The sequence below is a fragment of the Nocardiopsis kunsanensis DSM 44524 genome, assembly GCF_000340965.1.
Taxonomy (GTDB): Bacteria; Actinomycetota; Actinomycetes; order Streptosporangiales; family Streptosporangiaceae; genus Nocardiopsis; species Nocardiopsis kunsanensis.
The window spans coordinates 96,564-110,583 of sequence record NZ_ANAY01000013.1 but is presented as its reverse complement, the minus strand read 5'-3'; the positions used below and the strand labels follow the sequence as shown (position 1 = coordinate 110,583).

At 70.4% G+C, this 14,020-nt stretch carries 12 protein-coding genes; 10 read left to right on the top strand and 2 right to left on the bottom strand.

Features of this window, described 5'->3' with window-relative positions; translation table 11 throughout:
* Positions 1–175 precede the first annotated feature (175 nt).
* On the bottom strand, positions 176–361 hold the full coding sequence (rpmB, locus tag D456_RS25605) for a 50S ribosomal protein L28 (protein WP_017576236.1): 186 nt from the start codon (positions 359–361) through the stop codon (positions 176–178).
* A 407-nt stretch (positions 362–768) separates the two neighbouring features.
* Between rpmB and recG the strand changes: the two genes are divergently transcribed.
* From recG to smc, 10 genes are all read left to right on the top strand, one after another.
* Positions 769–2,913 (top strand): ATP-dependent DNA helicase RecG, encoded by a 2,145-nt coding sequence (gene recG, locus D456_RS0111010; RefSeq protein ID WP_017576235.1) that lies wholly within the window; start codon positions 769–771, stop codon positions 2,911–2,913.
* A 94-nt stretch (positions 2,914–3,007) separates the two neighbouring features.
* Positions 3,008–3,568 (top strand): 16S rRNA (guanine(966)-N(2))-methyltransferase RsmD, encoded by a 561-nt coding sequence (gene rsmD, locus D456_RS0111005; RefSeq protein WP_017576234.1) that lies wholly within the window; start codon positions 3,008–3,010, stop codon positions 3,566–3,568.
* A 332-nt stretch (positions 3,569–3,900) separates the two neighbouring features.
* Complete coding sequence (gene coaD / locus D456_RS0111000) at positions 3,901–4,392, top strand: pantetheine-phosphate adenylyltransferase (RefSeq protein ID WP_017576233.1); 492 nt, start codon at positions 3,901–3,903, stop codon at positions 4,390–4,392.
* A 239-nt stretch (positions 4,393–4,631) separates the two neighbouring features.
* On the top strand, positions 4,632–5,210 hold the full coding sequence (locus D456_RS0110995; protein ID WP_017576232.1) for a YceD family protein: 579 nt from the start codon (positions 4,632–4,634) through the stop codon (positions 5,208–5,210).
* A gap of 142 nt (positions 5,211–5,352) precedes the next feature.
* The gene (gene rpmF, locus D456_RS0110990; RefSeq protein ID WP_017576231.1) at positions 5,353–5,529 is read left to right on the top strand and encodes a 50S ribosomal protein L32; all 177 of its coding nucleotides are present in this window, start codon (positions 5,353–5,355) and stop codon (positions 5,527–5,529) included.
* 347 nt (positions 5,530–5,876) lie between these two features.
* Positions 5,877–6,611 (top strand): ribonuclease III, encoded by a 735-nt coding sequence (gene rnc, locus D456_RS0110985; protein WP_017576230.1) that lies wholly within the window; start codon positions 5,877–5,879, stop codon positions 6,609–6,611.
* Between the two features lie 5 nt (positions 6,612–6,616).
* A complete protein-coding gene (gene mutM, locus D456_RS0110980; RefSeq protein ID WP_017576229.1) occupies positions 6,617–7,471 on the top strand; it encodes a bifunctional DNA-formamidopyrimidine glycosylase/DNA-(apurinic or apyrimidinic site) lyase in 855 nt (284 codons plus the stop codon).
* Positions 7,472–7,590: 119 nt separating this feature from the next.
* Entirely contained in the window at positions 7,591–7,911 is a 321-nt protein-coding gene (locus tag D456_RS0110975; RefSeq protein WP_017576228.1) for an acylphosphatase, read from the top strand.
* Between the two features lie 323 nt (positions 7,912–8,234).
* Entirely contained in the window at positions 8,235–8,423 is a 189-nt protein-coding gene (locus tag D456_RS0110970) for a hypothetical protein (protein ID WP_017576227.1), read from the top strand.
* A 425-nt stretch (positions 8,424–8,848) separates the two neighbouring features.
* Complete coding sequence (gene smc / locus D456_RS0110965; RefSeq protein ID WP_026115761.1) at positions 8,849–12,418, top strand: chromosome segregation protein SMC; 3,570 nt, start codon at positions 8,849–8,851, stop codon at positions 12,416–12,418.
* A 78-nt stretch (positions 12,419–12,496) separates the two neighbouring features.
* On the opposite strand, the gene D456_RS0110960 is transcribed toward smc, so the two are convergent.
* Positions 12,497–13,993 carry an MDR family MFS transporter gene (locus D456_RS0110960; RefSeq protein WP_040699098.1) on the bottom strand — a complete coding sequence of 499 codons (1,497 nt, stop codon included), beginning with the start codon at positions 13,991–13,993 and terminating at the stop codon, positions 12,497–12,499.
* Between the last annotated feature and the right edge of the window lie 27 nt (positions 13,994–14,020).

The window sequence follows — 14,020 nt, the reverse complement described above, 5'->3', positions numbered from 1 at the left end:
GGCCCCGCCGGAAGAAACCTGCGCGGACCGGCTCCGTCCCCGTGCCGGCCGCGTCCCGGGGCCGCCCGTACCCGCACCGGGCGCACACCCGGCCCTGCCTCCCGAAGCCCCCGGAAACGACGAAGGCCCCCCGACGGTGTCGGAGGGCGCTTCGAAGAATTCTGCGGCCGAAGCCCTAGCCGGCGACCTTGCCGGACTTGATGCACGAGGTGCAGGCGTTCACGCGCTTGGGCGTGCCACCGACACGGGTGCGGACGGTCTGGATGTTGGGGTTCCAGCGGCGGCGGGTGCGACGGTGCGAGTGGGAAACACTGTTACCGAACCCTGGTCCCTTGCCGCAGACGTCGCAAACGGAAGCCACGGTAACTCCATTCAAGCGCTCGGGATCGCGCACGTCGCCGCACGCGAAGGGTCTGAACCGACCGGGAGAGGTCGAGGGCAGGTCGACGACACGGTCGCCAACCGTCGAAGAGTACACGAAAAGCATGGTCGGACGCGGAATCGGGCCGCAGACCGAACGTCTTCGTGCGAAGGTGGGCCGTGGTGAGAGCAGTGCTCCGTCACCCACCGGAGCATCGGATCCGCCGTGCGGGCACAGCGAACACGCGATGAACTGGAACCAGTATACCCCGCTTGAGAAGGGCTGGGTGCCGAAGCGGTCCTGTGACCCCGGGGCGCCCGGCCGGGATCCGGGCCACGGAAACGGTCCCCGAGCCTCTAATGTGGCGCTGATCAGGCGGTCATCACCGAATCCGGACGGGAACCACAGTGAGTACCTGGGACGAACCGCTGCGCAGGCCCCTCGGCGGCTCGGCGCGCGCCTTCAAGGACAAACTCGACCTGCACACCCTCGGGGACCTGCTGCGCTACTATCCCCGGCGCTACGACCGGCGGGGCGACCTCACCGACCTCGCCGCGCTCCGGGAGGGTGAGGACGTCACGGTGCAGGCCCGGGTGCTCGACGCGCGCCGCCGCACGATCCCCGCCCGGGGAAAACGCCGCCGGATGGACATGCTCGAGGCCACCGTGACCGACGGTACCGGGCGGCTGCACCTGACCTTCTTCAACCGCGGCTCCTTCCACCAGGGCAAACTCGTGCCCGGACGGCTTGCGATGATCTCGGGGCGGGTCTCCACCTACCGGGGGCGCCGCCAGCTGGACCATCCCGAGTACCAGCTCCTGGAGGGCGAGGAGTTGTCGGAGGAGGAAGCGCGGGCCTACGCCGACGAGCTCATACCGGTCTACCCGGCGGTCAAGGGCCTGGACTCCGCGCGTATCGCCGTGGGCGTGGAGATGGCCCTTCCGTGGGCGGACGGACTGCCCGACCCGCTGCCGCCGCAGGTACGTGAACGCCATGGCCTGTTGGGCATCGGCGACGCCCTGCGCGGGATCCACCGTCCCGGGACCGACAAGGAGATCGACCGCGCCCGCAAGCGCCTGAAGTGGGACGAGGCGTTCGTGCTCCAGCTCGCACTGGCGATGCGGCGCCACAAGGCCGAGGAACTGTCGACCCGGCCGAGGCCCGGGCGCGACGACGGGATCCTGGCCGCCTTCGACGCGCAGCTGCCCTTCACCCTCACCGACGGGCAGAAGGACGTGGGCGAGCGTCTGGCCGAACGGATCTCCGGGGCCCACCCCATGCACAGCCTGCTGCAGGGCGACGTCGGCGCGGGCAAGACGCTCGTGGCGCTGCGCGCGATGCTGCGCGTGGTCGACTCCGGGGGGCAGGCCGTGCTCCTGGCGCCCACGGAGGTCCTCGCCCAGCAGCACCACCGTTCCATCACCGCGATGCTCGGCCCCCTGGCGCGGGCCGGGCAGATCGACGGGGCCGAGCACGCGACGAGGGTGAGCCTGCTCACCGGGTCGATGGGTGCGGCGGCACGGCGCGAGGCCCTGCTGGAGGCCGCATCGGGGCAGTCCGGGATCGTCGTGGGCACCCACGCCCTGCTGCAGGAGCACGTATCCTTCGCCGATCTGGGGCTGGTCGTGGTCGACGAACAGCACCGGTTCGGTGTGGAGCAGCGCGACGCCCTCCGGGAGAAGGCGACGGTCGGACGCCCGCACGTGTTGGTGATGACCGCTACACCCATCCCCCGGACCGTCGCGATGACCGTCTACGGCGACCTCGATGTCGTTTCTCTCACACAGCTGCCGTCCGGGCGCGCGGGGACGTCCACACACGTGGTGCCGGCGCTGGAGAAACCGCACTTCTTGGCCCGTGCCTGGGAACGGGTGCGCGAGGAGGTCCGGTCCGGACGCCAGACGTTCGTGGTGTGTCCCCGTATCGGAGACACCGACGACGACCCCGGGGCCTCCGTGCTGGACCTGCACGCCCGTCTGCAGAAGGAGATCCTGGCCGACCTCCGGGTGGAGCCCTTGCACGGGCGGATGTCCCCCGAGGAGAAGGACGAGGCGATGCGGGGCTTCGCCGCGGGGGAGATCGACGTCCTGGTCTCGACCACGGTCATCGAGGTCGGTGTGGACGTGCCCAACGCCACGACGATGGTGATCATGGACGCCGACCGGTTCGGGGTCTCCCAGCTCCACCAGTTGCGCGGACGTGTGGGACGCGGTGAACTCCCCGGCCTGTGCCTGCTCGTGACCGAGGCCGGCGCGGGCACACCCGCACGCGAACGGCTCGACGCGGTCGCTGCGACCACCGACGGGTTCGAGCTCTCCCGCGTGGACCTGGAGATGCGCCGCGAGGGCGACGTGCTCGGCGATGCACAGTCCGGCTCCCGCTCCAGCCTGCGCATGCTCACACTGCTGCGCGACGAGGAACTCATCGGCCGGGCGCGCGAGGAGGCCGCCCGCCACATCACGGAGGACCCGGAGCTGACCCATGCGCCGCTCGCCGATGCTCTGGACACCCTGTTGCCCGAGGAGAGGGCCGAATACCTCGACAAGGGTTGAGCCGCGGTTCCGGTGGCAGGTGTGCGATGTTAGCCGGAGGTCGGGTACAGCCCTGCGGGGCGTCCCACGCCGGGTCGGCCGCTACCTTGGTGCCATGACCCGCATCATCGCCGGAACCGCGGGCGGGCGGCGCATCGACGCCCCCGGCGGCCGCACGACCCGCCCCACCAGTGACCGTGCCCGGGAGGCGCTGTTCTCCTCGGCCCAGTCCGACCTGGGAACGCTGCAGGGCACACGTGTGCTGGACCTGTACTCCGGGTCGGGCGCGATCGGCCTGGAGGCGCTCTCGCGCGGGGCCGGGCACGCCCTGTTGGTCGAGGCCGACCGGAAGGCCGCCGCCATCATCCGGGCGAACACGAAGGCGTTGCGGATGCCCGCACGTATCGCCGCCGACCGCGTCGAGCGGGTCCTCGAGCGGGGCCCGGACGGGCCGTACGACCTGGTCGTGGCCGACCCGCCCTACACGGTGGGGGAGGAGGGGATCGGCGGTGTGCTCGGGGCCCTGGTGGACCAGGGGTGGCTCACCCCCGACGCCGTGGTGGTCCTGGAGCGTTCCAAGCGGAGCCCGGAACCCGCATGGCCCGACGGGCTCGTACGCGATCGCAGCCGCGTCTACGGCGAGGCCGTCCTCTGGTACGCCCGCCCCACCGCCTGAGCCCCGGAGTCCTGCCCGGTCCGGGGTACCGCTGCGCCCGGCCCCGCGCCGCGCTGCGCGGGCCCGGGCCGAGGCGAGGGGCCGCGCATTCGGGTCCGTGGCCGGTGCGGGTGCGCTCGGCACGCGGCCCGGCGCCCGGTGAGGGGGATCCGGGTCACGGTCAGCGGATGCGGATGGGGGAGGATGACGGGGGGTATGTGTCCGTCATGCACGCCCTGGACATGATATGTCGGGATCAAGGCTTATGTGATGTGTGTCCCACGTCTGCGGACCCCGTGGTCGGGGAAGCCCGTCCCGGCAGTACGACAGCCTTCGGAAAGGGGTGATCCACAGTGCGCCGTGCCGTCTGCCCGGGATCGTTCGACCCAGTCACCTACGGTCACATCGACATCGTCGGCCGGGCCGCCAAGCAGTACGACGAGGTCGTCGTCGCCGTGCTGAACAACATCAACAAACGCGGTCTGTTCAGCGTCGACGAGAAGCTCGACATGCTCTCCGAGGGCACGGCGGAGCTCGGCAACGTCACCGTCGCCGAGTTCGACGGCCTGCTCGTGGACTTCTGCCGCGCCAACGGGATCGACACCATCGTCCGCAGCCTGCGCTCGGTCAGCGACTTCGACTACGAGCTCCAGATCGCCCAGATGAACTACCGGCTCTCGGGTGTGGAGACGGTGTTCATGACCGCGAACCCGCAGTACTCGTTCCTCTCCTCCAGCCTCGTGCGGGAGATCGCCCAGCACAACGGCGACGTCTCCAGCCTGGTCACCCCCTACGTCCAGAAGCGCCTGCGGGAGAAGTACGAAGAACGTGCCACGGAGCAGTGACGAACATCCGGTCCGGGATTGATTTGGGTGGTCGCGGAGATGATAGGTAGAATCGTGGTTCGACCATGGGCGCTGTCCGTAGCACACGGTCCTCGCCCTGCCGCTCCGTAGGAGGGACACCACGAGTCCCGCCCCCGGAGGGGACCCGGAACGGAACACCACCGGTCCCGTTTCCCGGCATCGGCCACAACACGTGCGCGGTGTCCGGCAAGCTCCGCAACCCTTTTCGTGAAAGCGCGATGACCCAGTCCCGTCTTGATCCCCGTGACCCGTTCGTGGTCGACACCCGCCCGCTGGGCCGCCAGCCGGGGTCGATGCGGACCGTCAATCGCATCGTGAACGTCTCCGAGGCGTTCGCGACACCGATGGCGTCCATCCCCGAAGGCGCGGAGATCGAACTCGACCTCCGGCTCGAGGCCGTGATGGAGGGCGTCCTCGTCACCGGCACCGTCCGGGGGCGGATGGCGGCCGAGTGCTCGCGCTGCCTCGACCCGCTCTCGGACGACCTGGAGGCGAACTACCAGGAGCTCTTCCGGTACGAGTCCGACGAGGGCGAGGGTGTCGACGGCGAGGACGCGGACGAGGAGGAAGAGGACTACTATCTTGAGGGCGACCTGCTCGACCTCGAACCCGTGGTCCGAGACGCCGTCGTTCTCGCTCTCCCGCTCTCACCGTTGTGCGGTCCGGACTGTCCCGGCCTGTGCTCCGAGTGCGGGGTCAAGCTCGCCGAGGCCGGTCCCGACCACGGTCACGGAGAACGCATCGACCCCCGTTGGGAGGCTCTCCGCAACCTCGCGGAGGACCCCGGCGAGCGCTGAGAGCACTGCCCCGTGCACACGGGAGGGTCCCGGCCACCGGCCCGGGCGCCCCGTGACCGGAGCACCCACCCCGCAGAGCACGCGGGGCCGACCAGACGATCGATCTCCCGCGACCGCGCGGGGGTGACCCAGGAGGATTGAAGTGGCCGTCCCGAAGCGGAAGATGTCGCGGAGCAACACCCGGATCCGTCGTTCCCAGTGGAAGGCGCAGCGCCCGGTGCTGGCCACCTGCCCGCGCTGCCGCGACCCGAAGCAGCCCCACACCGCGTGCCCGACCTGCGGCACCTACAACAACCGTCAGGTCGTCAACCCGAGCTGAGCCGTGCTCCTGCCTGGGCCCGAGGCCCGCGGAGAGACCGGACACCGGAGTGCCGCGTTCCCCACTGAGGGGGAGCGCGGCACTTCTGTGCCCGGGGCTTTGTAGAGTGGTGGCGCAACCTACGGGTGCGTCAGGGTCCGGTCCACGGGCCGTGGTTCCCGAGATCGTGGTGGCTGCCGGGGGAGTCGTGCTCCCGCGACGATCACCTCGTTTTCGAGCACCGGGGCCGAAACCGGTCCACGCGCCCGATCCGCCCAGCGCCGGGCAGGTGGAGGTGGGGAAGGGCCGGGGGCTGCCTGCGCCGACCCGGACCCGCCCGGCGCGCACGACCATGGAAGTGATCACGCGTGGCCAACCAGCAACTTTCCGCCTCCGAGTCCCGGGCCTTCAACAAGGCCATCGGTGTGGAGGTCGACGCGGGCATCGTCCTGCGCGCCCTCACGCACCGTTCCTACGCCTACGAGAAGGGCGGCCTGCCCACCAACGAGCGGTTGGAGTTCCTCGGCGACTCCGTGCTCGGCCTGGTGGTGACCGACACCCTCTTCCGCAAGCACCCCGACCTGCCCGAAGGGCAGCTCGCCAAGCTCAGGGCCGCCGTCGTCAACATGCGTGCGCTCGCCGACGTCTCCCGCGGCCTGGGCCTCGGCGGGTTCATCCGGCTCGGACGTGGCGAGGAGGGCACCGGGGGCCGCGACAAGTCCTCGATCCTGGCCGACACCCTCGAGGCGATCATCGGTGCGGTCTACCTCGACCGCGGCCTCGAGACCGCCTCGGACTTCGTGCACCGCCTGTTCGACCCGCTCATCGCCACCGCCTCCGGCCTGGGTGCGGGACTGGACTGGAAGACGTCCCTGCAGGAGCTCACCGCCTCGGAGATGCTCGGGGTGCCCGAGTACCAAGTGGACGAGTCCGGCCCCGACCACCAGAAGACCTTCCGCGCGACCGTGCGTGTGGCCGGCGAGAGCTACGGGCTCGGTGAGGGACGCAGCAAGAAGGAGGCCGAGCAGCAGGCCGCCGAATCGGCCTGGAAGGCGATCCGGGCCCGTTCCGGGAAGACCGGCGACGACGGGGGACAGGGGTAACGGACGTGCCCGAACTACCAGAGGTCGAGGTCGTCCGCCGGGGCCTGGAGACGCACGCCGTGGGCCGCACGATCGGCACCGTCGAGGTCCTGCACCCGCGGTCGGTCCGCCGCCACGCCCCCGGCGCCGCCGACTTCGGCGCGCGCCTGACCGGTGCGGTGCCCACGTCCGTGCGCCGCCGCGGCAAGTACATGTGGCTGGTGCTGGACACCGGCGACATGCTCCTGGCCCACCTGGGCATGAGCGGCCAGATGCTGGTGCAGCCCTCCGGCAAGCCCGACGAGAAGCACCTGAGGGTGCGCCTGCCGTTGTCGGACGGCCAGGAACTGAGGTTCGTGGACCAGCGCACCTTCGGGCACCTGATGGTCGACACCGCAGGCGAGCACCCCGGCGTCCCCTCCGTGATCGACCACATCGCCCTGGACCCGCTCGACCCCGCGTTCGTGCCGCAGGACCTCGTCCGGGCCCTGCGCACCAAACGCACCGAGATCAAGCGTGCCCTGCTCGACCAGTCGGTGGTCAGCGGCGTGGGCAACATCTACGCGGACGAGGCCCTGTGGCGGGCGGGGCTGCACTGGGGCCGGTCCACCCGCGGGCTCTCCGACGCCCAGGCGCTCTCCCTCATCGCGCACGTTCAGGACGTGATGGGCGAGGCCCTGGAGGTGGGCGGGACCACCTTCGACGGGCTCTACGTCGACGTCAACGGGGAGAGCGGTTACTTCGAACGGGGCCTGAACGCTTACGGGCGCCGCGACGAGCCGTGCGGCCGCTGCGGTGCGCTCATCGTGCGCGAAGCCTTCATGAACCGGTCCTCCTTCTCCTGCCCGCGCTGCCAGCCGGCCCCCGCCCGGCGCCGCTGAACGGGGGCGGCCCGAGCCGGCGCCCGGCCTGCCTGCGGCGAAGCAGTGACGCACGGGACGCACGTGGTGGGGCATCGTGGTGAGGAAAGTTTGTCGTGAAGGTAAGGACGGCGCGGGCAGTGAACGAGTACACGGACGGGAACACCGGAGCTGCCGAGTATCCGGACGAGCAGGTCAGGCTCACCGCGTGGGTGCGCGGCCAGGTACAAGGTGTGGGTTTTCGCTGGTGGGCCAGGGCCAGAGCGCTCGAGGAAGGGCTCGTGGGTGCTGCCACCAACCTCGCCGACGGCCGTGTCGAGGTCGTGGCCGAGGGAGAGCGGCGCGCGTGCGAACGGCTCCTGGGGCATCTGCGCGGCGGCCGGACGCCCGGCCGCGTCGAATCCGTCGTCGAACGTTGGGCCTCACCCGGGGGCACCTTCAACGGATTCGTCGAGCGGTGAGTATGCTGGAGGGGTAACGCGATGCGAACCGCACCCGCGGTCGAGGACGAGGGCCCCTGAGCCCGAGGACTCTGGAACGAACCCGGCGACGGGGGTGACCGCTGGTTCGTATGGCGCGGTGCCACATGCCCAGGACGTGTCCGTCCGGGGTCTGGCCGTTACCGACTGTCGTAATCGAACCTTGACCAGTAGCGCGCACGGTGAGACTCTGGAAAGTACACCGCGCAACATTTCCGGCCCGCTCGTGGCCAACACGTCACGAATCCTGCGGAACACCGCATGCGCACATCACAACTGGTCACTCAGTGTGGAGGACCCACATCATGGCGAAGGCTCTGTTTGGCCACGTCGGCGGCTCCGATCCTCGTATGGTTCAGGAGATGCGCCGGTTGCAGAACCGGGTGCGCGACCTCGAAGCCGAGGTCAGCCGACTCCAGGCCCGTAACGACCAGCTCAGCATGGCCGTCACGGAGACCTCCGGTTCTTCCGACCGCGAGCCCGCGCTCGCCTGAGCGCACCACTGCCGAGGCGCCGGCTCTGCTCCGGCAGCCGCCGTCGGCGTGAGGATCCTTTGACGGGGACGCCGAACGCACCATCCAGGCGTCCCTGGGGATCACTCCGGATATTTCGATACTGAACCCTTTCCACCGCCCGCGCGATTTTTTCCTTTCCGTTGCGGCTTTTTTGCGTTCTACCCGGCGGCTCCGACGACAACCCTCCGTGTCCGCCGGAAATCCCCCTGCATCCCCCTCTACCGTAAGGACCGGCCGCCGGACCGGCGTGCGCGTGGCGTTGCTCTCCCCGCGCGCCCGGCATCCCCGGCCACCCGTCCGCGGGATCTGCCGTCTTTCCTTCGGCACACCCGCTGGTCACCGCTTCGTGGCACCCTTGTGTGGTCGCCCGTGTGCGAAGACGGTGACTGCTCCGGGAGGTAAGGGTGTATCTCAAGAAAATGACGGTGCGCGGCTTCAAGTCGTTCGCATCTGCCACCACCCTGCGCTTCGAACCCGGAATCACCTGCGTCGTGGGCCCCAACGGCTCCGGCAAGTCCAACGTCGTGGACGCGCTCTCCTGGGTCATGGGTGAACAGGGCGCCAAGTCCCTGCGCGGCGGCAAGATGGAGGACGTCATCTTCGCGGGCACCTCCACCCGCCAGGAGCTGGGCCGTGCCGAGGTCAGCCTCACCATCGACAACACCGACGGCGCACTGCCCATCGACTACACCGAGGTCACCATCAAGCGGACCATGTTCCGCAACGGCGGCTCGGAGTACGCCATCAACGGCGACACCTGCCGGCTGCTCGACATCCAGGACCTGCTCAGTGACTCCGGCATCGGCCGCGAGATGCACGTCATCGTCGGCCAGGGCCAGCTCGACACCGTCCTGCACGCCGGCCCGGAGGAACGCCGCGGGCTCATCGAGGAGGCCGCGGGCATCCTCAAGCACCGCAAGCGCAAAGAGAAGGCGATCCGCAAGCTCAACGCGATGCAGGGGAACCTGGACCGCGTCACCGACCTGACCTCGGAACTGCGCCGCCAGCTCAAACCCCTGGGACGCCAGGCCGAGCTCGCCCGCAAGGCCGCCGTCATCCAGGCCGACCTGCGCGACGCACGCCTGCGCCTGCTCGCCGACGACATCGTCACCCTCACCGACCAGCTCGCCGAGGAAGAGGCCGACGAGAAGGAGGTCCAGGCCAAACGGCAAGCCACCGAGACCTCCCTCAAACGTGCCCAGGAACGCGAGGCCGAGCTGGAGGAACGCTCCACCGCGGCCGCACCTGCGTTGGCTGCGGCCACCGAGACCTACCACGCACTGTCCCGGCTCACCGAACGCCTCGACGCCGTGCGCGGGCTCGCCGACGAGCGCCGCCGCAACCTCGCCACCGATGCGGAGGAGCCCGTCCACCGGCGCGACCCCGAGGAACTGGAGATGGAGGCCGAGGAGACCGCCGCCCAGGAGGAGGAGCTCGCCGAACGCCTCGAGGAGGCACGCGAAAAGCTCGAGGCCGCGGTGACCGAGCGCGGCACAGCGGAGGACTCCCTCCACCGCGAGGAGAAACGCCTGGAAGCGGCCAACCGCGCCTCCGCCGAGCGCCGCGAGGGCATCGTCCGGCTGGGGACCCGGGTGGAGAGCCTGCGCTCGCGCCTGGCCTCCGCCGACGAGGAGATCGCCCGCTCCGGGAAGGCCGCCCAGGAGGCAGCCCGGCGTTCCGAGCAGGCCCAGGCCGAGTACGAGGCCGCCGCGGAGGAATCCACCGGCCTCGACGAGGGCGACGCCGAGATGGACACCGCCCAGGAGGAAGCCGCCGCCGGCCTCGCCGAGGCCGAGGAGCGCCTCAACCGCCTCCGTGACGAGGAGCGCGGCGCCGAGAACGAACGCTCCGCCCTGGCCGCCCGCAAGGAAGCCCTGGAACTGGGGCTGGCCAGCAAGGACGGCGCCGACACCCTGCTGGGGGCCGAGCTCCCGGGCACACTGGGCAGCCTGCCGGCGATGGTGCAGGTCGAGGGCGGGCACGAGACGGCGGTGGCTTCCGCGTTCGGCCAGGCCGCCGGGGCCGTCGCGGTATCCGACCCCGAGGTGGCCGTGGCCGCACTGGACCTGCTGCGTTCGGAGGAGGCCGGGCGCGCGGGCGTCGTCGTGGCCCGTTCCGCCACCGAGGCGGGCCTGGGCGGGGTGCCCCGCCAGGAGTGGCCGTCCCTGCCGGAGGGAGCGAGCTGGGCCCTGGACGCGATCGTGGTGCCCGAACACCTGGCCGGGACCGTCGCCGCCCTCCTCGACCGCACCGCTCTGGTCGACAGCGCTGCCCGGGCCCGCGACCTCGTCGGGAAACTGCCGCAGGTGCGTGCGGTCACCCCCGAGGGCGACGTGTTCACCCCGGTGATGGCGCACGGAGGCTCTGCCGGGGCGCCCAGCCTCCTGGAGGTCCGGTCCGCGGTCGAGGAGGCCGCCGAGGCCCTGGAAACGGCCACGGAGACCGCGCGTGCTACCGGTGAGGCCCTGGCCGCGGCCCAGGCCGAGCGCCGTGCCTGCGCCGAACAGGTCGAGGAACTGGCCGCCCGGCGCAAGCAGAGCGAGCGCAAACGCAACGAGATCGCGCAGAAACTCGGCAAGCTCGGTGGGCAGGCGCGCTCGGCCGAGGCGGAGGCCGAGCGCTACGAGAAGGCGGCAGAGAAGGCCCGCACCGCGCGTGAGGAGGACGCCGCCAAGCTCGAACGACTGGAGGAGGAGTACACCGAAGCCGAGGAGATGGCCTCCTCGATCGAGGAGGAGGCCCCCGACCCGGAGGTCCGCGACGAACTCGCCGCACAGGCCTCGCGCGCACGCGCCGCCGAGATGGAGCGCCGGCTGACCGTACGCACCGCTGAGGAACGGCTCCGGTCGGTCTCCGGGCGGGCCGACGCGCTGCTGGCACAGGCCGCCGAGGAACGCAGCGCCGTGGAGCGCGCCGCCGAACGCCGCCGCGTCCGGGCCGCCCAGGCCACGGTCGCCGAGGCGGTGGCACAGAGCGCCGGCCTGGCCCTGGAGCGCATCGGCCGTTCCCGCACGGCCGCCGACACCGAACGGGCCGCCGCCGAGACCGCGAAGGAGGAGCGCGACGCCGAACTCAGGACGGTGCGTTCCCGTGTGCGTGAACTCTCGGTGGAGCTGGAAAAACTCACCAGCTCCGCGCACAGCGGCGAGGTCGCCCGGGCCGAACGCCGCATGCGCCTGGAGCAGATGGAGACCAAGGCCGTCGAGGAGCTGGGCGTGGACGTGCCCACGCTCGTACGCGAGTACGGGCCGAAGGTCCCGGTGCCCCCGCCCGCGGACGCCGAGGAGGACGCCGCCCCGGTTCCGTACGTGCGGCAGGTCCAGGAGAAGCGGTACAAGGCGGCCGAACGCAAACTCAACCAGCTCGGCAAGATCAACCCGCTGGCGTTGGAGGAGTTCGCCGCGTTGGAGGAGCGCCACGCCTTCCTCAACGCGCAGTTGGAGGACCTCAAGAAGACCCGCAGCGACCTCATGGACATCGTCGCCGAGGTGGACTCGCGGGTGCAGGAGGTCTTCTCCTCGGCCTTCCTCGACGTGGAGCGCGAGTTCGCCGAGATCTTCGGGCGCCTCTTCCCCGGGGGAGAGGGAAAGCTGGTACTGACCGACCCCGACGACATGCTCACCACGGGGATCGAGGTGGAGGCGCGCCCGCCCGGGAAGAAGGTCAAACGCCTGTCGCTGCTCTCCGGCGGGGAGCGTTCGTTGACGGCTGTGGCCTTCCTCGCGGCGATCTTCAAGGCGCGCCCGTCGCCGTTCTACGTGATGGACGAGGTCGAGGCGGCCCTGGACGACACCAACCTGCAGCGGCTGCTGGTGATCTTCGAGGAGCTGCGGGCGGCCTCGCAGCTCATCGTCATCACCCACCAGAAGCGCACGATGGAGGCGGCCGACGCCCTGTACGGCGTCACGATGAAGGGGGACGGGATCTCCCAGGTCATCAGCCAGAAGCTGGAGCGCACCACCCCCGGCCCGTGACGCAGCACAGCACCCCCCTGACCGGTGACCCGGGGATGCTGCGGTGCGTTGTTTGCACGTGGAACCCTTCGACGAGAGCTAACCCGGCTTGCCGCGCAGGGGCACCTCCTCGATGAGCAGTGCGGCGACGAGGGCGGCCGCACCGCAGAGGGCGCCGACCAGGAAGATGTGGTGCGTGCCGTGGGCGACCGCCTGCAGGTAGGAGTCCGTGGCCGCATGGAAGGCACCCTCCACGGCCGGAGTCTCCGGCACACCGCCCCCGGCCGGTGCGCCCGGATGGCCCTGGACCGCGCGTGCGAACAGCGACCCGAAGACCGCGACACCGAGTGAACCGCCCAAGCTGCGGAAGAGGCTGGTGGCCGAGGAGGCCGAGCCCATGTCCCGCAGCTCGACCGAGTTCTGGGCGATGGTGTTGGCCATCTGGATGGTGAAGCCGGTCCCGGTACCGACGAGGACCATGTAGATGCTGGTCGTGAGGTGGGACGTGGTGGTGCCCATGGTGGCGAGCAGCCCCATGCCCACGGTGAGCGAGGCGGCTCCCAGGACGGGGAAGACCTTGTACCTGCCGGTCCTGACCATCACCTTGCCCGCGATCGTGGACGCGACGACGGTCCCGGCCATCATGGGCAGCAGGAGCATCCCGGAACTCGAGGCCGACACCCCCTGCACGGTCTGCTGGAACAGTGGAAGGTAGAGCGTGCCGCCGAACATGGCCACGCCGGCGACGGTCAGCAGGATCGCGGCTATCGGGAAGTTGCGATGGCCCGTGAAGAGCCGGAGCGGTAGCAGGGGCTCCGTGGCCCGTTTCTGTGAGGCGACGAAGGCCGCGAGCAGCACCAGGGAGGCCGCGATGAGGACCAGGATCTGCCAGGATCCCCAGGCGTAAGTGCTGCCCGCCCAGGTCGCGGTCATGACGACGGTGCTGATCATGCCGGTCATGAGCGTGATGCCGAGCCAGTCCATGGAGACCTTGCCCCGGCGCGTCGACGGGACCTGTAGGAGCACGGCGCACCACACCAGGACGATCAGGCCGAGCGGGATGTTGATGTAGAAGGCCCAGCGCCAGCCGAGGAAGCCGGTGATGAGACCGCCGAGGAGCGGGCCGCCGATGCTGCCGAGGGCCTGGGTGATGGCCACCATGCCCTGGTACTTGCCGCGCTCCCGGGGCGGCAGGAGCACGCCGATCAGGGCGAAGGCCCCGGCCATCAGGCCGCCGCCCCCGATGCCCTGCAGGGCGCGGAACCCGATCAGTTCGCCCATTGTGGAGGCCTGGCCTGCGAGCACCGATCCGATCATGAATACGGCGACCGAGGTCAGGAACACGTGCTTGTGGTTGAACAGGTCGCCGAGCTTGCCCCATACCGGGGTGGAACAGGCGGTGGCCAGCGTGTAGGCGGTGACCACCCAGGAGATGTGGTCGACGCCGCCGATGTCCGCGACGACCGTGGGCATTGCGGTCCCCACGATGAGCCCGTCGAGCATGGACAGCAGCATCGCCATCAGGACGCCCATCAGGACCCGGCGGATGTTCTTCGGCACGACCGGCGTCTCGGCGGCTGCGGTGTTCTCTGACATGGCGCCCACCCCTTTCGGAGCACGTTG

What these genes read in the sequence shown, in the direction of transcription:
- D456_RS0110960 (WP_040699098.1), bottom strand. Translation starts at nt 13,993, where the DNA reads ATGTCAGAGAACACCGCAGCCGCCGAGACGCCGGTCGTGCCGAAGAAC.
- D456_RS0110995 (WP_017576232.1), top strand. Translation starts at nt 4,632, where the DNA reads ATGACCCAGTCCCGTCTTGATCCCCGTGACCCGTTCGTGGTCGACACC.
- D456_RS0110970 (WP_017576227.1), top strand. Translation starts at nt 8,235, where the DNA reads ATGGCGAAGGCTCTGTTTGGCCACGTCGGCGGCTCCGATCCTCGTATG.
- rsmD (WP_017576234.1), top strand. Translation starts at nt 3,008, where the DNA reads ATGACCCGCATCATCGCCGGAACCGCGGGCGGGCGGCGCATCGACGCC.